The organism is Hymenobacter humi, assembly GCF_042665855.1.
Classification (GTDB): Bacteria; Bacteroidota; Bacteroidia; order Cytophagales; family Hymenobacteraceae; genus Hymenobacter; species Hymenobacter humi.
Map to the genome: position 1 here is coordinate 3,597,242 of NZ_JBHTEK010000001.1, position 21,824 is coordinate 3,619,065.

The 21,824-nt window shown below is 61.9% G+C and carries 17 protein-coding genes and 4 pseudogenes; 12 read left to right on the forward strand and 9 right to left on the reverse strand.

Translation table 11 applies throughout. The features are described 5' to 3' along the window. Positions 1-48 precede the first annotated feature (48 nt). From ACFQT0_RS20280 to ACFQT0_RS20295, 4 genes are all read right to left on the reverse strand, one after another. Positions 49-717, reverse strand: a complete 669-nt coding sequence (locus tag ACFQT0_RS20280) for a phosphatase PAP2 family protein (RefSeq protein WP_380204941.1) — start codon at positions 715-717, stop codon at positions 49-51. A gap of 76 nt (positions 718-793) precedes the next feature. After that, positions 794-2,173 (reverse strand): aspartate kinase, encoded by a 1,380-nt coding sequence (locus ACFQT0_RS20285; RefSeq protein WP_380204942.1) that lies wholly within the window; start codon positions 2,171-2,173, stop codon positions 794-796. 234 nt (positions 2,174-2,407) lie between these two features. Continuing rightward, on the reverse strand, positions 2,408-3,526 hold the full coding sequence (locus ACFQT0_RS20290; RefSeq protein WP_380204943.1) for an NEW3 domain-containing protein: 1,119 nt from the start codon (positions 3,524-3,526) through the stop codon (positions 2,408-2,410). 219 nt (positions 3,527-3,745) lie between these two features. Next, complete coding sequence (locus ACFQT0_RS20295; RefSeq protein ID WP_380206088.1) at positions 3,746-5,053, reverse strand: PIG-L deacetylase family protein; 1,308 nt, start codon at positions 5,051-5,053, stop codon at positions 3,746-3,748. Between the two features lie 490 nt (positions 5,054-5,543). Between ACFQT0_RS20295 and ACFQT0_RS20300 the strand changes: the two genes are divergently transcribed. Both ACFQT0_RS20300 and ACFQT0_RS20305 read left to right on the forward strand, forming a co-directional pair. Continuing rightward, on the forward strand, positions 5,544-7,064 hold the full coding sequence (locus tag ACFQT0_RS20300) for a S8 family serine peptidase (protein ID WP_380204944.1): 1,521 nt from the start codon (positions 5,544-5,546) through the stop codon (positions 7,062-7,064). Further along, positions 6,992-7,285, forward strand: a complete 294-nt coding sequence (locus tag ACFQT0_RS20305; RefSeq protein ID WP_380204945.1) for a S8 family serine peptidase — start codon at positions 6,992-6,994, stop codon at positions 7,283-7,285. Before ACFQT0_RS20300 ends, ACFQT0_RS20305 begins: the two co-directional genes overlap by 73 nt. A 167-nt stretch (positions 7,286-7,452) precedes the next feature. On the opposite strand, the pseudogene ACFQT0_RS20310 reads toward ACFQT0_RS20305, so the two are convergent. Further along, positions 7,453-8,261 (reverse strand): annotated as a pseudogene (locus tag ACFQT0_RS20310) (SDR family oxidoreductase). A gap of 670 nt (positions 8,262-8,931) precedes the next feature. On the opposite strand from ACFQT0_RS20310, the gene ACFQT0_RS20315 reads away from it, so the two are divergent. From ACFQT0_RS20315 to ACFQT0_RS20360, 10 genes and pseudogenes are all read left to right on the forward strand, one after another. Beyond that, on the forward strand, positions 8,932-10,143 hold the full coding sequence (locus tag ACFQT0_RS20315) for a PKD domain-containing protein (RefSeq protein WP_380204946.1): 1,212 nt from the start codon (positions 8,932-8,934) through the stop codon (positions 10,141-10,143). Next, complete coding sequence (locus ACFQT0_RS20320) at positions 10,140-10,454, forward strand: GEVED domain-containing protein (RefSeq protein WP_380204947.1); 315 nt, start codon at positions 10,140-10,142, stop codon at positions 10,452-10,454. The genes ACFQT0_RS20315 and ACFQT0_RS20320 overlap by 4 nt, the downstream gene beginning before the upstream one ends. Further along, the gene (locus ACFQT0_RS20325) at positions 10,445-10,825 is read left to right on the forward strand and encodes a T9SS type A sorting domain-containing protein (protein ID WP_380204948.1); all 381 of its coding nucleotides are present in this window, start codon (positions 10,445-10,447) and stop codon (positions 10,823-10,825) included. The genes ACFQT0_RS20320 and ACFQT0_RS20325 overlap by 10 nt, the downstream gene beginning before the upstream one ends. Positions 10,826-10,983: 158 nt before the next feature. Next, the gene (locus ACFQT0_RS20330) at positions 10,984-11,460 is read left to right on the forward strand and encodes a hypothetical protein (protein ID WP_380204949.1); all 477 of its coding nucleotides are present in this window, start codon (positions 10,984-10,986) and stop codon (positions 11,458-11,460) included. Between the two features lie 35 nt (positions 11,461-11,495). Further along, positions 11,496-12,611: a hypothetical protein gene (locus ACFQT0_RS20335; protein ID WP_380204950.1), complete on the forward strand. Its 1,116-nt coding sequence runs from the start codon at positions 11,496-11,498 to the stop codon at positions 12,609-12,611. Next, positions 12,563-15,160, forward strand: coding sequence for a gliding motility-associated C-terminal domain-containing protein (locus ACFQT0_RS20340; protein WP_380204951.1), 2,598 nt, complete (start codon positions 12,563-12,565; stop codon positions 15,158-15,160). Before ACFQT0_RS20335 ends, ACFQT0_RS20340 begins: the two co-directional genes overlap by 49 nt. Positions 15,161-15,569: 409 nt before the next feature. Beyond that, positions 15,570-15,638: pseudogene (locus ACFQT0_RS20345) on the forward strand (hypothetical protein); the annotation flags it as partial. 829 nt (positions 15,639-16,467) lie between these two features. After that, positions 16,468-16,926, forward strand: a pseudogene (locus ACFQT0_RS20350) (class I SAM-dependent RNA methyltransferase); the annotation flags it as partial. A 14-nt stretch (positions 16,927-16,940) separates the two neighbouring features. Then, positions 16,941-17,456, forward strand: a complete 516-nt coding sequence (locus ACFQT0_RS20355; protein WP_380204952.1) for a hypothetical protein — start codon at positions 16,941-16,943, stop codon at positions 17,454-17,456. Between the two features lie 9 nt (positions 17,457-17,465). Then, positions 17,466-17,840: a hypothetical protein gene (locus ACFQT0_RS20360; protein WP_380204953.1), complete on the forward strand. Its 375-nt coding sequence runs from the start codon at positions 17,466-17,468 to the stop codon at positions 17,838-17,840. 311 nt (positions 17,841-18,151) lie between these two features. Here the strand turns inward: ACFQT0_RS20360 and ACFQT0_RS20365 are convergent, their stop codons facing one another. The 4 genes and pseudogenes from ACFQT0_RS20365 to ACFQT0_RS20380 form a co-directional block, all read right to left on the reverse strand. Then, the gene (locus ACFQT0_RS20365) at positions 18,152-18,607 is read right to left on the reverse strand and encodes a YybH family protein (RefSeq protein ID WP_380204954.1); all 456 of its coding nucleotides are present in this window, start codon (positions 18,605-18,607) and stop codon (positions 18,152-18,154) included. A 126-nt stretch (positions 18,608-18,733) separates the two neighbouring features. After that, the gene (locus ACFQT0_RS20370) at positions 18,734-19,279 is read right to left on the reverse strand and encodes a YMGG-like glycine zipper-containing protein (protein ID WP_380204955.1); all 546 of its coding nucleotides are present in this window, start codon (positions 19,277-19,279) and stop codon (positions 18,734-18,736) included. A 134-nt stretch (positions 19,280-19,413) separates the two neighbouring features. Continuing rightward, positions 19,414-20,439, reverse strand: a pseudogene (thiL, locus tag ACFQT0_RS20375) (thiamine-phosphate kinase). A gap of 117 nt (positions 20,440-20,556) precedes the next feature. After that, entirely contained in the window at positions 20,557-21,666 is a 1,110-nt protein-coding gene (locus tag ACFQT0_RS20380; protein ID WP_380204956.1) for a T9SS type A sorting domain-containing protein, read from the reverse strand. Positions 21,667-21,824 lie beyond the last annotated feature (158 nt).

A 21,824-nucleotide genomic window follows, 5' to 3' on the forward strand; every position in this document is an offset into this window, starting at 1 on the left:
TACAGAGCCAGCCGATACGCGCCGGTGCCCACTGAACGGTAATCGGCCTTAAGGGTTGGGGCCCAGCTCCACCGCCAGCTCTTCGGCGGCCGACCTGGGCCGGCCCAACAGCCCAAACAGGAACGTGAAGGCCACTACCAGCCATAGCGAAGCCCACACGTCGCTCAGGTAGTGGGCGCCCAGCACCAGCCGGCCCACGCCAATGAGCGCCGGCAGCACCTGCAGCGGCACCCGCCACCGCGGAAAGGCCACCGCCAGCGGGAAGAACAAACTGAAATACACGGCGGTATGCGTCGAGGGAAAAGAGTCGTTGTGCGGCCCGTTCGCCCACAGCCCGGTGCCCGTGTAGCCCGGCCCGAACAGCACCTCCGGCCGCAGGCGAAGCACGCTGCCCTTTAGCACTTTGGCCAGCACCATGCTGAATTCGTGGGTGAGCAGGATGATGAGGAAGAGTGTGGCACTGCGCTGTTTGAGCCCATAGCGGCCCACCGCAAAGGCCAGGCCCAAGCCCAGAAACAGGACGGGAACGCCCAGCAGGTGCACCATCAGGGCGCCGTGCACGGCATCGGCCGCGGCGGTGAGGGCCCCAAAGAAGGGCGCGGCCCAACCCAGGTACGCGTGGATAAACAGCGCCAGCGGTTGGTCAAGAAAAGGAATCAGCAGCGAGCAAGCCAGTAACGTAAGAGCCGAAAAAATCAGAAACTGGCGGAGCGTCATGGCTTGGTTCGGGGACCTTTATTGAGCTAAATACCTGGTGGCGTAAGGGTCGCGACAGTGCAATTAAAAGGCCGGTTTATTGCCCCAATGCCTTGTTTAAGGCCACAATAGCGCCTTTGTAATCTTCGCGCCCCACGATGAACTGAATATTCACCTTACGCAAGGCAAAACCCGCGCTGCGAATATTAATTCCCTCCTCGGCCAGCGCGCCGGCGGCGCGGGCCAGCAAGCCAGGCTCGTCAATGTTGGAACCGATGAGGCAGACCAGGGCGGCATTTTCGATGGTCACCTTGTCGTACTTGGCCTCCAGCTCGGCCAGGAGCTCGGGCTTGAGGTCTTTTTGCCAGATGAGCAGCGTGATGCTGTTGGCGCTGGTGGCCTTGAAGATGTAGCTCACGTTCAGGTCGAAAAACACCTGCATGAGGTGCAGGTCGAAGCCCGCCGTGCCCACCATCAGCGGGTCGTGGATGTCGATGAGCACCACTTTGTCGGTGCCGGTGATGACTTCGATGTGCTTGCGCGGCGACACGTAGTCGCGGGTAATGAGCGTGCCGGGGTGCTCGGGCTCGAACGTGTTTTTGATGCGCAGGTCGATGGCGTTTATCTCCAGCGGCTTCGAGGCCTTGGGGTGAATGGCCTCCATGCCCACGTCGGCCAGCTGGTCGGCCACGTCGTAGTTGGTGAAGCCCACGGGCCGGCACTGCTCCAGGCCCACTAGGTTGGGGTCGGCCGAGCAGAGGTGGTATTCCTTGTGAATAATGGCTTCCTGGGGCCGCACCGCCACCGCAATCTTACTGAACGTTACTTCCGAATAGCCGCGGTCGAACTCCCGCATGATGCCTTCGGTGCCCTTGGTGTAGCCGGTGGCCACGCAGATGGTATTGGCAAAGTCGATGCCCGCGAAGGCCTGCCTGATGCGCTCATCGATGGTGAGCGGGTGGGCGTCGTCGAAGCCGCTGAGGTCGACGAGGGTGGCGTGCACGCCCCGGTTTTGCAGGATATTCACCGAGTTGAACGCCGAGTGCGCCTCGCCGATGGACGCCAGGATTTCGCGCGCCGCCTGCAGGATGTTGGTGCTGTTGACGTAGCCGGAAGCCAGCACATTGGTCAGGCTTTCGAGGTAGGTCTGGGCCTGGTTGATGCGCTGCTGAATGAAGGCATCGGCGACGGCCAGGTCCAGCCCCAGCGGCGCGTAGGCCTTGTTCAGCTCCTGGAGCTTGGCCGAGACTTCCTGCAGCGCCTGGCTAAACTCCTGGTGCTGGGTGATGCGGTGGTACACGCCGGGCGCGCCGGTTTTCTTGTTCTCCAGCAGCCAATTGGTGACGTTGGCGTAGGCCGAAACCACGAAAATGCGATTGTATAAGTCTTGGCCCTGGCGGCCGTGAAAGATGATGTTCTGGAGAACATCGGCGAAGGCGGTCATGGAAGTGCCGCCGATTTTTTCTACTGTGAGCACGGTGGTAAAGCGAGAGGCTAAAAAAGCCTGATAAGGATAATCTGAACACAAAAGAACGTCATGCAGAGCGCAGCGAAAGCATCCCTACTGTTCAACTAATTCAAATTAGTATGGAAGTAGAGATGCTTCGGCTGCGCTCTGTATGATGGCCGGGTGTAGCGTGGAGTCTGCGAGTCCGCGCGTAGAAGAACTCTCCAACACACGCGGACTCGCAGAGTCCACGCTACAGTTGTCTTATTGCGCCGGCTCTTTGCCGTAGGAAATCATGTTCGTAATCAACCGAAACGCGCCAGGCACGCCCGCGGGCAGCTCCCGAAACAGCGACAGGCCCGTGTAGATGTAATGGCCCTTGCCGTAGTCCGTGACCAGGATGGCGCTTTCCTTGGCCGGCTCGCCAGGGTCGTGGCTGCTGATAACGGTCTGGTACTTGGGGTCCCAGGAGCTGGGGTAGTACAGGCCCTGCTCCTGCACCCAGCCTTTAAAATCCTGCTCGGTGATTTTGTTGGGGTAGTTGAGCAGCTGGTGCTTGGGCTTGAGGAAGGTGACGGGGGCGTCTTCTACGGTCACCCGGTCGTTGCTCAGCTTCATGGGATAGGGGCCGATTTCGGGCATCACCGTGCCCCTGGCCACGGTGTACTGCACGATGACGTTGCCGCCGCCCTCGATGTATTTGAGGATTTCGGGCTGCTGGGCTTTGAGGCGGTCCACGGTGTTGTAGGCCCGGATGCCCACCACCAGGGCATCGTAGGGTTTGAGTCGGGCGGCGGTGAGGTCGTGCGGGTCGATGATAGTGACGTTGTAGCCGATTTGGCGGAGAGCATCGGGCACCTCGTCGCCGGCGCCCATGAGGTAGGCTACGTTCTGGCCGCGCCGCTTCAGGTCGACTTTCACCAGCGGGGCCACGGCCTCGGGGAACAGGTACTGCGTGGGAATGTGCGGGTATACAATGGGCTGCAAGCCGCGGCTGTACGCCTGGCCGGCCACGGTAGCCGTAGCGCGCAGCTCGGAGTGGCCGGAGGCGGCACTGGCGCTGGGCTGCACCTGGAAGTTCACGGTCAGCTCCTGGTCCTTATTGGCGAGGGTGAAAGGCACGGTGGCGGGCTCGCACTTCCAGCCGGTGGGCAGGGCCAAGGCCAGGTTGCCGCTCACCCCGGCGCGCCCGGCCCGGAGCGTCACGGGCACGGTCTTGGGCTGGTTGTCAGCGAAGACGTAGGAACGGGCAGGCGGCAGGTTCACCATTACGGGCGGCACCACGGCCAGCGGCTGATATAGTTCGCCCAGTACAGGGTCGGTGTGCTTGTACTGGACGGGTATTTGGTACCCTATCCGCTGCCCCTTCACCGCTACTTCCACGTTTACCGCCGGCGACGACGGGTTTTCGGGCTGCCCAATCAGCCTGCTGCCGGGTAACGACTGCAGGCCAATTCAATTTACTTCGCGAATCAAGGCCGCGAGCACGAGGGGCAACGGACGTATCGGGTTGAGCCAGCATCAATTGCGCGGGCACTGCGTACATGCCCGCCGTCCCGGCCTCGCGCAACCAGTAGGGCTGCGATACGGGCGTTTGCTTGCTCAACGGCACGACCAGCTTTGCCGTGAAAGGCTGCTCTGGCTGCAAATCCTTGTTGAAGGGGGCTCATTATAAATGCCATCCGTCCACGCCCGGATGATGCTAACGCTTACCCGCGAACGGTTCAGAAACTGCAAGGCAATGTTGACCGACTCTCCCTGCGCACTGGTGGCAGCCTCGGCAGTAGCTTCCATGTGCAAGCCCAAGCATGCCCGAATGAGCGCATCGACCTGCTGCTGTTTGCTCTGAATCCACCCGTAACCGGGTCTTTCGGTGCGGCCCTTGGTGCCGTATAGCCCTCCCCAAGTGTCCATTTTCTTGCGAACCTCCAGCAGGTCGGCGACGGAAGCAGACGGATTGCTCGCATCAAATTTGCGAATCACCCCTTCCACCAGCTTACCAATGGCGACCCCCTCGGAGCCAAGCCGTTTCCAGCTCATATCCACGCCCTCGAATGGGTCTTTCTGTGCCTTCTCCCCTTTCAGCGGCTGGAAATACTCCAGCGCCTCACCCCGAGTGGCGGCCGAGCCGAAGCCCTGGCTGCGGTGGTTAGAGCGGCTGCGGGCTGCGATTTCGCCGTAGCTCTGGCCCAGCAGCGGGTTGTATCCGCCAGCATCAAGCTTGAGGTAGCCGCTCATGTCTTCGCCGGGCTTCACGAAAAAGCTGCCGGTGTTCCAGAACAGGCGCTTGGGCTGCCAGGCTTGCACGTACTTGAGCTGTTCAGGGAAGCGTTTGGGGTCGCCGGCGGCATCAAACGCCTCGATGGCCAGCATGGCGCTGGCGGTGTGGTGGCCGTGGCCGGCGCGGGCATCGGGCGGGAAACGGGTGATGCACACGTCGGGCCGGCGCTGGCGGATGACCCAGACCATGTCGGCCAGCACCTGCTCCTTGTCCCAGATTTTGAAGGTTTCCTCGGCGGTTTTGGAGAAGCCGAAGTCGTTGGCGCGGGTGAAGAACTGCTGGCCGCCGTCGAGGCGCCGGGCCGCGAGCAGCTCCTGCGTGCGAATCACGCCAAGGCCCTCGCGCAGCTCGGGGCCGATGAGGTTCTGGCCGCCGTCGCCGCGGGTGCAGCTCAGGTAGCCGGTTTCGAGCAGGCGCTCGTTGGCCATGTAGGCAATCAGACGCGTATTTTCGTCGTCGGGGTGAGCGGCTATGTAGAGCACCGAGCCGAGGACGTTAAGCTTCTTCAGGCCCAGCAGGATTTCCGAGGAAGTGTAGGTTTTGGGTGTCTGGGCCTGGGTTTCGGTGATGAGGGAACCGTGAACGGTGAGCAAGGCCGCGAGGGCGAGGAAGCGGAACGAGGGGCGCATGAGCAAATAAATCGGATTGCGGGCGTGAAGTTACCGGTTGCCCGCTGGGCACGGCAAGCGGCAGCGCCGGCTGGAGGGGTTAGTAAAGCCGACGGGCTCAAGAGAACTCATCAAAAAGGCAAGTAAAATCCCCGGAAAGTCATGCAGAGCGCCGCCGCCGGAGCCTCACCCCTACCGCACGCCCCCGGTCCCTCTCCTTGGGGAGTTGGACAATTGTAGCGCGGACTTTGTAGTCCGCGTCCCCGCCTTAGTTTTATAAAGACCGTTCCGGACGCGGACTACAAAGTCCGCGCTACACTCGCCCATAACCGGTGCCCCTTCTCTTTTGGAAATGCGCTTCGAGCATTAGGGCGCAACTAAATAAACACCCAGCCCCAGGCCCGGCGCAACAATGACAACACCCGGCACGTCTTTAGCCGCGCCGGTGTTTCTCAGCCCAGACACCCGTTACTTTGCTACTCAGTCGCCTCCAGCGGCTTTTTCATTTCCTATGACATTAACACTCTCTCGCGTCACGCTACCGGTGCTGCTGGCGGCCACGCTGCTTTCCTCCTGCGCTCGCCGGCCTCAGGCCACTACCACGGCCGCTTCTACCGCCATCAGCACGCCGACGCCTGCTGCGGCGCCCGAACCCATTGCCACGGCTCCGCCGGCGCCTGTGGCCAAGCCCGCTCCGGTGGTGGGCGACCTGAGTGCGGCGCAGTGGTATTTGAAAGACCCACGCCTCGATAAAGTGCCGGGCGTGGGCGCCAGCCGCGCTTATTCGGAGCTGCTGCAGACGCTGGCTCCCCAAGCTGTAATCGTGGCCGTGATTGACTCGGGCATTGACACGGCCCATGTCGACCTGAAGCCTATGCTCTGGACTAACCCCCGCGAGATTCCCCGCAACGGCATCGACGACGATAAGAACGGCTACGTCGACGACGTGCACGGCTGGAACTTCCTGGGTGGGGCCGACGGCCGCAACATCAACGCCGAAACCCTGGAAATGACCCGCATTGTGGCCGCCGGCCGCACCCGCTTCAAAGGCAAAACCGCCGCCACCGTGAAGCCCGCCGACAAAGCCGCATACGCTCTATACGTGAAAGCCGAGAAGGCCTACACCGCGCGCCTCAAGGAGGAAACAGAGCGCAGCCAGCAGGTGGAAAGCATGACCGGCCCCATCACCCAGATGGTGGAAGGCATGAAGCAGGCCCTTGGCGTAACCGTGCTGGACACCACGGCGCTACGCAACGTGAAAACCGACGACCCCAACCTGCGCCGGGCCACGGCCGGCATGCTCGAGATGATGCGCCAGACCGGCGCCACCGACGCCGACGCCCTGCTCAAGGAGCTGAACGCCGGCGTGAAGCAAGAGCGCAGCATGATTGAAAACTCGCTGAACCTGAAGTTTAACCCGCGCGCCGACATCGTGAAGGACAACCCCAACGATTTGACCGAGCGCTACTACGGCAACAACGACATTCACGGCCCCGACCCCATGCACGGCACCCACGTGTCGGGCATCATTGCGGCGGTGCGCGAAAACAACCTGGGCGTGCAGGGCATCGCGCCCAACGTGGTGCGCATCATGACGGTGCGGGCCGTGCCCGATGGCGACGAGCGCGACAAGGACGTGGCCAACGCCATTCGCTACGCCGTCGACAACGGCGCGCAGATTATTAACATGAGCTTTGGCAAGGAATTCTCGCCCCAGCGCCAGGCCGTGGAGGCGGCCTTCAAGTACGCCGCCAGCAAGAACGTGCTGCTGGTGCACGCCGCCGGCAACGAGAACGCCAACCTCGACGTGACCAACAACTACCCGGCCTCGTTCTACATCAACAAAACGACCGTGCCGAACCTGCTCACCATCGGCGCTTCGGGCCCGCGCGACAACGCCCACTCACGGCCAACTTCTCGAACTACAGCAAGAAAGCCGTGGACGTGTTTGCTCCCGGTGTGGCCATCTACAACACCTTGCCCGGCAGCACCTTCGGCAACGAAAGCGGCACCAGCATGGCCTCGCCCGTGACGGCCGGCGTGGCCGCCGTGCTCAAGGCGTATTTCCCCAAGCTTTCGGCCGCCGATTTGAAGCGCATCATCATGCAGTCGGCGCGGGTGCACCACACCAAAGTCCAGGTGCCCGGCACCGAAAAGCTGGTCGATTTCTCCACGCTCTCCGTCACGGGCGGCGTGGTGGATATGTACGAAGCGGTGAAGCTGGCTCAGAAAGCATCACTGCAGACAAATTGAGCTGAATCACCTCACCCCCGGCCCCTCTCCAAAAGAGAGGGGAGCCACGGCAGCTCAATAAATGATAAAAGCAAAAAGCCCCAGCTCAATTGAGCTGGGGCTTTTTTACTGGATTAACGTCAGTCTCCCCTCTCTTTTGGAGAGGGGCCGGGGGTGAGGTTTCCCCGCTACCCCACATCCACGCCTTTTTCCTCCTTGCGAAAATGGCTCAATACGAGCTTGTCGGTGAGGCCGGGCAGCCACTTGTTGAGGAACACCGTGAGCTTGCCCTGGCTGGTGAGCACGAGCGTGCGGCGGCGCTGCTGCACGGCTTTCAGGATTTCGTCGGCCACGGCTTCGCTGCTCATCATGGCGCCCTCGTCGCGCGGCGATTCGCCCTGGGCCGAGCCGTCAGCCGCCAGGGCTACTTGCCGGATGTTGGAAGCCGTGAAGCCAGGCGCGGCCGTGAGCACGTTCACGCCCTGGTCGAGCAGCTCCGTGCGCAGGGCTTCGAGAAAGCCGTTCATGGCAAACTTGGAGGCCGAGTAGCCGGTGCGGCCCGGCAAGCCCCGGTAGCCCGCTATGCTACTGATGCCCACGATGCTGCCCTTACTAGCCAGCAGGTGCGGCAAGGCAAATTTGGTGGTGAAAACGGTGCCAAAAAGTTGGTTTGCATGAGCCGCTTGATGACCTCGAGGTCGGCGTCCTGGAAGCGGGCGCGCATGGAAATGCCCGCGTTGTTGAGCAGCACGTCGAGGCGGCCAAAGCGGGCCACGGTTTCGCGCACGGCGCGCTCGGCCGCGGCTTCGTCGCCCACGTCGGCCCGCACGGCCAGGTGGGCAACGCCCGCGGCGGCCAGGGCCTGCGCGGTATCGGCGAGTTTGGCTTCGTCGCGGCCCGTGAAGGCCACCTGGTAGCCGGCGCGGCCAAATGCGAGGGCGCACGCCCGGCCGATGCCGGAAGTGCCGCCCGTGATGAGAACTGTGGAAGTGGACATGGCCGGGAGAAAAGAGGAGTTGGCAGCGCTTTGCCAGCGCGTGAAGCAAGCAGCGGGGCCAAAATTAAGCCCCGGCAGTACGAATCCGGCGGGCCGGCAGCGCCTGAGCCCCGTGGCAGCTCAGCCATTAACTCCGGCTCACGCCATGTTGCAAAACGGAACGAAGGCAGACCTCCCTGGCAAATAGCCGATTAAAACATAATTATGCCTGATTTTGGCCGTATTGTCGGCCTTTCCTGCTTACATTTATCCTCTGAATTCTATAGTTTTCTCCTTGCAAATTCTATGAACCCACTCCTACGTTCTTGGGCCCGCATTGCACCGGGTTTTGTGGCGGTTTTGCTGGCACTCGGGCTGCCATCGGCTGTCCGGGCGCAGACGGCGACCTGCCCGGTAGCAGCGACCTGCACCCCGGGCCGGGCCAGCAGCCCCCAGGCGGCGGCCTTCAACATGGGCATCCTCAACGTAACGCTGGGCAACAACCTCATCAACAAAAGCACCGCGGGCCAGATTGACGGCTACCAGAACTACAGCTGCACCACCAACGCAGCCCTGGTGGTGGGCCAGAGCTACGCCATCAGCGTGCGCACCAGCGACGGCACCGCGGAGAACGTGCGGGTCTGGATAGACTACAACAACGACGGGGCCTTCACCGGCAACAACGAGCCTGGTGTTCAGCTCCGACAACCTGAAACTGCACACGGGCATCATCACGCCGCCCGCCACGGCCACCCTGGGCACCCGCCTGCGCCTGCGCGTGGCCGCCGACTTTGCCAACGGCACCATTCCCACGCCCTGCTCCACGCCCCAGTACTCCCAAACGGAAGACTACAGCGTGACCCTGGCGGCCAACGTGAGCGCACCGGCGGCGGCCTTTACCACCAACGGCACCACCACCTGCACGGGCTGCGTGCAGTTCACCGATGCCAGCCAAAACCTGCCCACCTCCTGGCTCTGGACCTTCGGCGACGGCACCACCAGCACCGCTCAAAGCCCCAACCACTGCTACACCACGGCCGGCACCTACGCCGTGACGCTGCAAGCCACCAACGCGGCCGGCACCAACACCAGCGCCGCCACCAGCATTGTGTACAACGGCGCGGTGCCGCTGACTGCTAGCTGCACCCCGCAGACCATCAACTACTTCGCTAACTACGGCATCACCCGTTTTCGGCTCAATACCATTGACAACACCTCGGCCGATGGCAGCGCGGGCTACCAGGATTTTACCTGCACGCAGCGCACCGAGCTGATTGTCGGGGTCAATTACCCCATGACCATCACCACGGGCGGGGTGAACCGGCACGACATCTGGGTGTACCTGGACAAGAACAACGACGGCGTACTCACCGCCGCCGAGCTGATATACCAGGGCCTCAACGCCCCCAGCCCCGGCGCTACGGTAACCCTTACGCTGCCCGCCAACACCGTACTCAACCAGCCCCTGCGCCTGCGCGTGATGGCCGATGCCGTGGGCAACAACCTGGGCCCGTGCTCCAGCCCCGTGAGCGGGCAGGCGGAAGACTACACCGTGCTGGCGCGGCCCAACACCCTGCCGCCCATTATCAACTTCAGCAGCAGCTACGTGCCCGGCGGCTGCGTCAACCCCGTGCAGTTCACCGACATGAGCACCAACCTGCCCACCTCCTGGCTGTGGGACTTTGGCGATGGCTCCACCAGCACGGCCCAGAATCCCTCGCACCAGTACACGGCCTCGGGCAACTACAACGTGAGCCTCTCGGCCACCAACGCCAATGGCACGGCCAGCATCACGCGGCTCAATGCCGTCACCATCCTCATCCCGTGCCTTAGCTACTGCCCCTCCAACGGCACGGGCGGCACGGGCCCCAACGGTACGCACTCGACAGCCCCTTCTTCATGACCAGCGTGAGCATTGCCAACGCGCAGCCGGCCTACAACAACATCACGGCCAACGCCCCGGGCGGCTACGGCAACTTCACGGGCCAGCCCATTACCGTGGTGCCCGGCAGTCAGCTCAACTTGCGGGTGGTAACCAACGTGGCGGTGGCGCACCGCACGGCCGTATGGGTAGACTGGAACACCAACGGCATCTTCGACGCGTTTGAGCTCGTGGTTAACGACGTTACCTTCAGCGGGCCCAACGCCGGCACGTTCACGGCCAGCTTTGCGGTTCCGGCCCGCACCTCCCCCTCAACACCCGCATGCGGATAACGAGCATGGTGAACACCAACTCGCCGTTCCCCTGCTTCACCAACATCCTGAACGCGGAGGTGGAAGACTACCGCCTGCTGGTGCAGCCCCTCGCCACCCGCGAGGCCGTGGCCCTGCCTTCGCTGAGCCTGTTCCCCAACCCCACGCCCGACGGCCGCGTCCACCTGCGCCTGGTCGATGCCAAAGCCGCCGGCCAGTACGCCGCCGAAGTGCAAAACCTGCTGGGCAGCACTGTGCTGCGCACTTCCCTGCGCCTCACCCCCGCCACCGACACGGAACTGGACCTGAGCACCCTCGCGCCGGGCGTGTACCTGCTGCACCTGCGCGACGCCCAGGGCCAGACCGCCGTGCGCCGCGTGGTGCGACAATAGGCTTGCCGACCCGCTCCTGTTCCCTCTTCCTCTAACCTGAACCTGCCGGTGGCCGCCAGGCTGCCGGCCCCGTTTTCCGCCTTACTCCCTTTATTTTCTATATGCCGACAACCTTACTTAAACGTTTTCTGGGGCCGATACTGCTGCTGGCACTGCTGGTGCTGGGAGCCAGCCCGGCGCAGGCAACGCACTTGCTGGGTGGCGAGATGAGCTACCGCTACCTCGATGCGGCCGGCCCGGCCAATGCCCCCTTTCGCTACCAGGTCACGGTGACGCTCTACAGCAACGGCCTGTACACGCCGGCCAACCCTAACAACATTGCGCCCTATCCGGCCAATGCGCAGGTTGACATCTACAGCCGGGCGACGGGGCTGCGCATCACCACCATTTTGGCTCAACGCCAGGGCACGGCGCTGCCCGTGCCGGTGCTGCCCAACATCCCGGCGGGCTGTGCCGTGGTGGGGCCCAGCCAGCCCTTCTACCTACTGAAATACGTGCAGACGGTGAACCTGCCGGTGTCGTTCGACGGCTACTACGCGGTGTATTCGGTGGCAGCGCGCAATACCACCATTACCAACCTGGCCAACCCCGGCAGCCTCCCGCTCACGCTCTACGTGAGCATGGCCCCGCCCTGATTCCCAACCGCTCGCCGGAATTCTCCGATACGGCCGTGGCCATTGTGTGCCAGAACGATACGACCCTCACGCTCAACAATGCTTTCGACCCCGACGGCGACCGGCTGGTGTACTCCTTCGGCAGCCCCTACGGGCAGCGGACCACCACCGCCACCTTTCCGCCCCTGCCGCTGCCGGTCCCGTACGCGTCGGGCTACAGCGTCACCAATCCGTTCGGTACCGGACCCGGCAACTTTGCCATCATCAACGCCAGCACCGGCATCGCCAAGTACGGCGGCATGACCAACGGCCAGTACGTGGTGGCCGTGGACGTGTCGGAATACCGCAGCATCAACGGCCGGGAAGTACTCATCGGCACCACGCGGCGCGACCTGCGCCTGGTGGTGTCTACCTGTCCGCCCACGCCGCCGCCGCTGCTGCCCCCGGTGGTGAGCACGCCCCGCAACTACACCATCGAGGAAGGCCAGTCGCTGAGCATCCCGATTACGGCCACCCAGGCCAGCGGCAACCACCCGCTGGTGATGACCGTGAACAGCGCCCTGCTCGACGGCGCCGGGCCATTTAGCTCAACTTTCAATGGCAGCGCCGGCACGGTGCAGCCCGGTAACCTTACGGGCACGGCCTCGGCCTCGGGCACCGGCTCGGTGAGCGGCACCTTTGTGTTCAATTCGGCTTGCGGCAATGCCCGCGCCACCCCCTACGACCTGGGCGTGACGGTGAAAGACAACGGCTGCGGCGGCCGCACCGCCTCCGACATTTTTCGCATTACCGTGACGCGCGCTGCCGGGCCCGACGCTATCAGTGGGCCGGCCACGGTGTGCGACCCCGCCGTGGTGCGTACCTACACAGCCAGCGGTCCCGCGCCGGCCTCCTACAACTGGCGCGTGGTGGGCGGCACCATCACCGGCGGCCAGGGCACTAGCGCCGTGCAAGTAACCTGGGCCAGCGCCAATACCACCGGCACACTGGTGCTGAAAGGCATTTCGGCGCGCGGCTGCCCCACCGACTCGGTGGTGAAAACCGTGGACATTCGCCCCTGGCCACCCAAACCATTACCCCCAGCGCCCCCAGCATTTGCCTGGGCGCGTCTACCACGCTCACGGTGGCGGCCCAGCCCGGTCTCACCTACGCCTGGTCGGGCGGCGGTCTAACGTCGACCAGCACCAGCCTTACCGTGTCGCCCACCAGCACCACCACCTACACCGTGGTGGGCACCGACGGCACCTGCAGCCTCTCGACCAGCGTAACGGTGACCGTAACGCCCCCGCCCACCGCCAGCGCCGGAGCCGACCGGGTAATTTGCCCCGGCGTTCCTTCGGCCCCGCTGGGCAGTGCGGCGCAAGCCGGCTTCACCTACAGCTGGAGCCCCGCCACCGGCCTGAGCAGCACTACCGCCGCCCAGCCCACCGTGACCCTGCCCAATACCACCGGCCAGCCGATTGTGATTCCCTACACCCTCACGGTATCCGCGGGCGCTAATTGCACGAGCGTCAGCACAGTCCAGGTAACGGTTGCGCCCCTGCCCATCGCCAATGCCGGCCTCGATGCCGCCGTGTGCGACGGCAAAACGGTGACCTTGGGCACGCCGGCCCTGGCGGGCTACACCTATAGCTGGAGTCCGGCCACGGGCCTGAGCAGCGCCAGCGCCGCCCAGCCCGTTTATACCGGGCAAAACACCACGGCCACTCCGCTCAACGTCACCTTTACCGTCACGGCAACTTCGGGCAGCGGCTGCGTGACCACCGACGCCGTAGTGGTGACTGTGAACCCGCGCCCTGCAGCGGAAGCCATTGTAGGGCCGACTTCGGTGTGCCCCACCGTTACGGGCGTAGCATACACGGTTCCCACGCCGGCGGCCACGGCCTACACCTGGCTGATTCGGGGCGGCACTATTGCCAGCGGCCAGGGTACACCGGCCATCACGGTCAACTGGGGCGCGGCCAGCACCGGGGCTTACGTCAAGGTGTTCCGCGTCAATGCCCAGGGCTGCTCCTCTGATACCACCACCCTGCCCGTTATCATCAACCAACGCCTGCAAACGGTTCGGCCCACTGGCCCCGGCGATATTGTGGCCCTGGCGCCCCTACCGCGGTCCATTTGCCAGGCCGACGGGCCCTACACCTACTACAGCGGCGTGTTTGCCACCGGCTCCAGTTATTCCTGGGAGATTATCGGCGGCACGCAGGTGAGCACCGACCAGAACACGGTGACCGTGAACTGGGCGCCCGTGACGGTGCCCACCATCGGCAAGATTGTGGTGACCGAAACCAGCAACCCGGCCGGCGGCATCTGCCGCGGCGTTTCCGACACGCTGAAGGTTCTGCTCAACCCCACGCCGCGCTCGCTGGCCATCACGAGCCCGGTGCGCGTGTGCCAGACCAATGGCCCCGTGACGTTCTCGCTGCCCGGCGGCTTCGCTGGCTCAACCTATGTGTTTCAGCTCAACGGCACCACGCTTGCCGGCACCGGCAACAGCCGGGTGCTGAGCACGCTGCCGGCACCGGGCACTTACACGCTCACAGCTCAGGAAACCTCCGCATCGGGCTGCGTTGGACCGCTTATCACCACGCCATTCACGGTAAACCCCAACCCCGTGGCGCCCACCATTTCGGGCTCGGGCTTTGTGTGCAATACCGCTACCCTGCAGCAGTACGCCATCGCCAATGCCACGCCCGGCGCCACTTTCCAGTGGACGGTGGTTGGCGGCAGCATCATAGCCGGCGGCACCAGCAGCCAGGTGACCGTGGCCTTCAATGCCACAGGCCCCTACAGCATCAGCGCTGCCGAAATCAGCGCCAGCCCGGCTTCGTGCCCGGGCCCGGCCGCTACCCGCACCATCCTGTTCGATAACCCCGACGTGGCGCTGACCTTGGGTTCAGTGGACATACCCAGCAACAACCGCATTGTTCTCACCATGCGGGTCCCCAACAGCGTCAATACCCCCAACCAAGTGCAAATCATGCGTCGGGTGGCTGGCACTGGTGCCTTTGCCGTTGTGGGACAGACACCCGCTTCGGCCACTACCTACACCGATAGCAACGGCGTGAACGCCGACGCCAACACCTACGAGTACCGGCTCGACCTTACCAACGGCTGCGGCACGCGCGTGTCAAGTACCGTGGTGCAAACCGTGCGCCTGGTAGCCACCGCCGTGCCTGGCACCGGCGGCCGCGACCAAGGCAGCACTACCCTCACCTGGAACGCCTACGGTGGAGCGCAGGTCTCGGAGTATATCATTTATCGTGGCACCGAAGCAACCTTAGGTGCCGGTGTCGAGGCTGGCCGCGTGCCGGGTAACACATTGCAAGCCGTTATTTCCAATACTAATCCCGATGCGACGGCCAGCGGCTTTGGCTTTGAGCAGCATTTCCAGGTTGTTGCCTTTATCAATGGCACCCCGCTTAATAGGGTTTCTAACTCCAATCGAGCCAGTGTGCGTTTTGAGGGCCGGACCAATGCCTACAACATCATCACGCCCAACCGCGACGGCCAAAACGATGTGCTGGTGATTGACAACATCCAGCTTTACCCCGGCAATAAGTTTACCGTCTTCAACCGCTGGGGCCGCGAGGTGTACAGCACCACCAACTACCAGAACAACTGGGGCGGGGACGACAAAACCCCCGCCGGCACCTACTACTACCTGCTGCGCCTGCCCAACGGCAGCAGCCTCAAGAACTGGTTCGAGGTGGTTAAATAGACCACGGATTAACTCGGATTTTAGCGGATTTCACGGATTTTGTAGTTGGCTCCAGGTTGTGCTGCATGCTGCTTCTTGATAATAAAAAAGGCCACTCCGCGAAGTGGCCTTTTTTCATTAGGCTGTTTTGCAAGTCGATTTTTTGAGTTTGTCATCCTGAGCGGAGCGAAGGACCTTATCACGTTTAAACGATAACCGTTCAGCCGTGATAAGGTCCTTCGCTGCGCTCAGGATGACAGCCGATTATAATTATCAAACAGGATGCGGCCCAACCTGGAGCCAGCTACAAAATCCGTGAAATCCGTTAAAATCCGAGCCAATCCGTGGTCCGGACAGTAGCTTTGTCTTTCTTATGAGCCGAGCCAAAAACATACCCGCCGAGTTACTCCGCAACGTTAAAATTCAAGACATGGTGGCCGAAGGCAAATGCCTCGTCCGCGTCGAAAATCTGGTCATCTTCGTGTCGCAGGTCGCCCCGGGCGACGTGGTGGACCTGCGCGTGACCAAAGCCAAAAAGAGCTTTCTGGAAGCCGTTCCCGTAAAGTTCCACTCCTATTCGGAGGAGCGCACCACGCCGTTTTGCCAGCACTTTGGCACCTGCGGCGGCTGCAAGTGGCAGCACCTCACCTACGATGCCCAGCTTCACTACAAGCAGCAGCAAGTAATCGACCAGCTCACCCGCATCGGCAAAGTGGCGCTGCCCGAGATTCCGCACATCCTGCCTTCGCCGCAGCGCACGTACTACCGCAACAAGCTCGAGTACACCTTCAGCGACAACGGCTGGCTCACCACCGAGCAGATAAACGACGACAGCCAGCAGTACAACCGCGAGGTGCTGGGCTTCCACACCCCCGCCCGCTTCGATAAGATTATCGACGTGCAGCACTGCCACCTCCAGCCCGAGCCGAGCAACGAAATCCGTCTGTTTGTGCGCGACTACGCCCACGAGCACAAAATCCCCTTCAACAACCTCGTGCGCCAGACCGGCCTGCTGCGCAACCTCATCATTCGCACGGCCCAGAGCACCGGCGAAATCATGGTGATTCTGCAGTGCTACCACGCCGACGAGGCCATTGAGCCGCTGCTCGACGCCCTCATTGCCAAGTTCCCCGGCATCACCTCGCTCAACTACGTGCTCAACAACAAGGGCAACGAGACCTTCCACGACCTGGAAGTGGTGACCTACCGCGGCAAGCCCTACATCGAGGAGGAAATGGAAGGCCTGCGCTTTCGCATCGGCCCCAAGTCGTTTTACCAAACCAACTCCGAAGGCGCCCACCAGCTCTACAAAGTGGCCCGCGACTTCGCCGAGCTCACCGGCACCGAGCCTGGTGTACGACCTCTACACGGGCGCCGGCACCATCGCCAGTTTCGTGTCGCGCCAGGCCCGCAAAGTCATCGGCGTGGAGTACGTGGAGCAGGCCGTGGCCGACGCCCACGTGAACGCCGACATTAACGGCATCACCAACACCGAGTTCTACGCCGGCGACATGAAGGATGTGCTCACGGCCGAGTTCACCGCCCGCCACGGCCGCCCCGACGTCCTCATCACCGACCCGCCCCGCGCCGGCATGCACCCCGACGTGGTGGCCCGCCTGCTTGAGCTGCGCGCGCCCCGCATCGTGTACATCAGCTGCAACCCCGCTACCCAGGCCCGCGACCTGGAGATGCTGGACGTGGCCTATAAAGTGACCCGCGTGCAGCCAGTGGATATGTTCCCGCACACCCACCACGTGGAGAATGTGGTGGCGCTGGAGTTGAAATAAGTTCGGCTCAATTCATGTCCAGTTCAGCCTACAACGAACCAGCGCACATCTTCGCCAAATCCATGTTTGGTGTTGCCACGATTATTTCGCTCGGATTTGTCATTCTGACCCGCGGGCAAAAGCAAAAACACGAATTTGATAGCATTACGGCCCCGATAAGTTCGATTGGCCGCACCTTCCCGGGTTCTTTCAATCGGCACGAGGAGAAAACCCGCTATGTTCAGGTCGGCAATTATCCGAAAGCATTCGAGTTATTTATCGGACACGACACCGGCGATTTCAGCCCGGCTTTTGAGAAGGTCGACGCGCTAAAAGCCGGCGATATTGTGACGCTTTATTACGACGAAGAACATACCCACGCCGCCGATAACGAAACCGTTAACCGCTTAGCTCAATTCATTGACAAGGGTGGCAAACCGTATTTCATCCGTGGCAGCAAGGACAAATACGGCGGCTATGGCGCGATTGGCGCGGGCGTACTAATTGGCCTGACACTGCTCATCCTCAAGAAAAAGGGCACCATCGAATAATATTTTACAATGGACTACTTCAACGACCCCGAACTCAACGGCAAATACCTCGGCACCATCACCAAGGATTTCGTCGTCGTGTCCGACACTTTGCTCGAAGCATCTTCCCAGATTCGCAAGGGCGACTTCAGCAAATATCCCATCTTCGTTTTTGCCAAGCAGGAAGTACCCCTGGGCGGCCTGCTCGTGAATGCCGACGAGCTGAATCTGGAGTGGCACGTCTTCGCCAGCTACCTGGAGCTGTTTGTGCAGCAAGGCATCATCAGCGAAGAAGGCGTTGTAGGATTCCAGGCGACCTACAAAGACCCCGACGAGTTCTGCTGCCTGTTTGTGCTCGACGAGGAATTCACCAAATTCGTCTTTGTGCCCTATCCGGAGGATTAAGCATAAAAGCAAACGCAGCACGCGAAGCCAGGAACGTCATGCTCATCTGGCGTCCACCGGCCGGCCGAACCTCACGTGACCCCTACGGGCGGGCCCCTCTCCAAAAGAGAGGGGAGCCACGGCACAAGTTTTAGCTCAATTTTAAATGAAAAGCCCCGACTCAAGATTGAGCCGGGGCTTTTCATTTGGTTACCGTCAGGCTCCCCTCTCTTTTGGAGAGGGGCCGGGGGTGAGGTTTCGCCGCCATGCTCAGCATGACGTTCCTTTATTGGGCGTTTCTTGAGCGTTCTGCTTTTCTTAAGCTGGCTACCCTATTGACGGCGCTGCACCGGCAGGTCTTCCAGTTGGGCGTAGCTCAATTTCCAGGTGTTGTCGGCGCCTTTTTTCCAGAGGAAAATGTAGTTGCCTTCGCCAAAGCCGCGGGGCTGATTGGGGCCGGCAGGCAGCACGTCTACCGAGAATTTTCCGGCTTCGTAGGCCGTGTTGGCATCGGTGGAAGAGCTCACCACGCTGGTCTTCAGGTTCTCGATGGTGTTCACCGTTTCGTTTACCCACTTCTGGGAAACTTCGCTCTTGCCTTTCCAGAGGGCATTGCCCTGCACAAAGCTCACGTCATCGGCCAGGAAGCCATTTATTTTACCGGAGTCTTTGTTGTTCCAGGCGCTGATGAATTCTTGGTTCAGGCTCTGAATGTTTACCGGTTCGCCCGTTTTGGTGCACGAAGCCAGCGAAACAATCAGGAGCAAACTATACAGGAGGGCTTTCATAAAGCGTAACGGTTGGTGAAGAAGAAGCAAATGTAGCAGCCATATTCGCCCATTGCTATAGTGGGCTATAATGGATAAACCCCGGGCGTGACCGCCCGGGGTTTAAAATTCAAATAACTGGGGCAATTACCAGCTCTTGCGACGGTACTCCGAAGTAGAGTACGGATGCGAAGGGTTGCCGTAGGCCTCGTTGGGCAGGTAAGCGGCGTTCGATACGGCGGGCAGGGTGTTGCCCTGGGCATCATAGGCCATGGCGGTAGCGCCGGGAGCGGCCACCAGGCTGTTGGCGGGTACACTCGTGGTTTGGGTGCGGGTGGTAACCGACGTGTTGCGGGCAATGGCGGCGCGGTTAGCAGCATTGCGGGCGGCTTCGCGGCGGGCCGCAACGGCGCGGTTGTTGGCAGCAATGCGGGCACGCTCTTTCTGCTTGTTATCGATGTGCTTACCAACACCGTAGCCAACTGCTCCACCAGCCACACCGCCGATTAAGCCACCCACCGGGCGGTTGCGCTTGTTGATAATGGCACCGGCAGCAGCACCACCGAGGCCACCAATCACGGCACCTTTGGCCTGAGGACTCCAGCCTTTACGGTCTTGGGCTTGGGCAGAAGGAGCGCTGACCATGGCGCTAAGCAGCATAATCAGGCTGAGGAAGAACGGGAGCTTTTTCATGAGTAAGAATTAAGATGGAGAGCAAATATCCAGGTATGGCAGGGGGAAGACAATTAGCGTGCCACACCAGCATTGCTAGTGGCTTTCCTAACGGCCAACAGCAAGCTGGGTTAGGGAAGCCTCGATGAATTGGGCTAAAAACTCGTCCAACCCTGGGCCTGTAGCGGCACAGCCTGCCCGGCCTTCGTCACCAGATTGGCGCCGTCTTCCTTGCCCGTGAGGTGCCCTATGATGGTGATGTCCGGGTGGTTCTTGAGTTTTTCGTGGTCCGTAACGGGCACCGTGAACAGCAGGCTCGTAGTCTTCGCCGCCATTCAGGGCGCAGGTAATGGGGTCGAGGTTGAATTCAGCGGCGGCTTCCAGCGTGGGGTTGGCCATCGGGAGAAACTCGGTGAACACCCGCGCCCCCGTGCCGCTGGCCGCGCACAAGTGCAGCACTTCCGAGGCCAGCCCGTCGGATATATCAATCATGCTGGTGGGCCGGATGCCGCGCTCGCGCAGCTCGTGGATGATGTCGAGCCGGGCTTCGGGCCGCGGCGCTGCACCACGTATTCGTAGCTGGCCAGCTCAGGCTGCGTTTCGGGGTCGGCCAGGAAGGCTTGCTTTTCGCGCTCCAGCACCTGCAGGCCCAGAAAGGCCCCGCCAAGGTCGCCGGTCACGCACAGCAAATCGGTGGGCTTGCCGCCGCTGCGGCGCGCTGCCTCCCCGGCGGGCACTTCGCCCAGCGCCGTGACCGATATGGTAAGGCCGCCGCGGCTGGCGGTGGTGTCGCCGCCCACCAGGTCTACGTTATAAGCATCGCAGGCCAGGCGCATGCCGGCGTACAGCTCCTCAACGGCCTCTACGGTGAAGCGCGGCCCCACCGAAAGGCCCACCACTAGTTGCGTGGGCAACGCATTCATGGCGGCCACGTCCGACACGTTCACGGCCACGGCCTTGTAGCCCAGGTGCCGCAGGGGGCTGAACGACAGGTCGAAATGAATGCCTTCGACCAGCAGGTCGGTGGTCACCACCAGCTCGGTGCCGGCCGTGGGGGCAATAATGGCGGCGTCGTCGCCGATGCCGAGCACCGTGCTGGGCTGGCGTAGGCTGATGCCTTGCTGCAAACGGCGGATGAGGGCAAATTCGCCGATGGCGGTAAGGGGCGTGAGTTCGGACATGGGCTGGGGAGCAGAGAAGAAATTGAGCCAGGCAGCACCCGGCGCGGGGCTGCAAAAGTACGCCCACAAAAAAGGAGGGAATTGCTTCCCTCCTTTTCCTTTTAAATTGATGCGTGCTTACTGCACCACCAGCTCCTTGTAGATGCCCGACTGGCCGTCGGCGCTCAGAATCTGCACGAAGTACAGCCCGGCTTTCAGGCCCGAGATATTCAGCTCAATTTTCTCCTGGCCTACGCCCTTGCTCTGGGCGCTGATGCGCTGGCCGAGGTTGTTGATAACGGTAACGGTGCCCACTTTGGCGTCCTTAATCTCGACCGTGGCGGTGCCGTGGGCCGGGTTGGGGTACACGCTCACGTTGGCATCGAACTTGGCCAGCGTGCTGCTGATGGTGGCCTGGTACACGCCGAATGGGCCGACGTAGTCGTTGTGCTGGCCCGCCTGGTTGTAGAGCTGGCCGCCGGGGTTGGAAGTACCGCCAGTGCCGTTGAAGGCGGTGGAGTACATCATCCATTCGTTGGCGATGTTGTAGGTAGCGGCCGCGGGGTTTACGCGGGTGCCACCGCTCACGCTGGGCCGGCGCACGATGGACTGGTTGGCCGAAGACACGTAAACGGCGGGGGTGCCGTCGGCGGGGTTGGTGCCGCTCCAGTTGCCGGTGCCGCCCGTGCCGCTCGGGGCGGGCTGCGTGCCAATCACGCCAATGATGTCGATGATAACGCCCTGGCCCTGGCCGGCGGTGCCGCTGGGGTAGCGCACGAGGGCCATGGCGTCGTCGCCATTGAAATATACCGTGCCGCCGCCCACAATGACGGTGGGCGTAGTAGCGGCCTGGTAGAGCGCGCTGAACTGGTTGGCTTTGTTAACGATATCGGGCAGCGTGGCTTGGCCGGAAGCAATTACAAAGGTGCTGCGGGCCGTGAGGGTGTTGGCGCCTACGGCTTGCTGGGTGGTATTGCTGCGGAAAAGCTTTTCTTCTTCTACTACCGTGGCGCTGCCGTTGGAATAGCGACGGATAGAGTACGGGTTGAGGTTGACCGTATTGTTGGTGGGGTTGTAGATTTCAATGGCCCGCTCGTTGCCGTTGGAGGGCGTGGCTCCGCCGTAGTTGGTGCCCGTTACGTGCGCTCCTTCGTTGTATTCGGAGAAAAATAACTCAGTTCCCAGTTGGGCATGCGCCGCTCCGGACAACAAGAGGGCAGCCGACAGCAAATAGTAATGTTTTTTCATAAAAGCTTGAAGCAAGAAAGACTGTATAGCGGCAAAGATACACTTTCTGTCCAGCTTAATATCTTAATAAACCCGGTATCGATAAGTCACTCTCGAACCTCAAAATAATGAAATTCAAGACTTCACCCATCCGCTGCGGAGGCGCCAACCCGCAACTT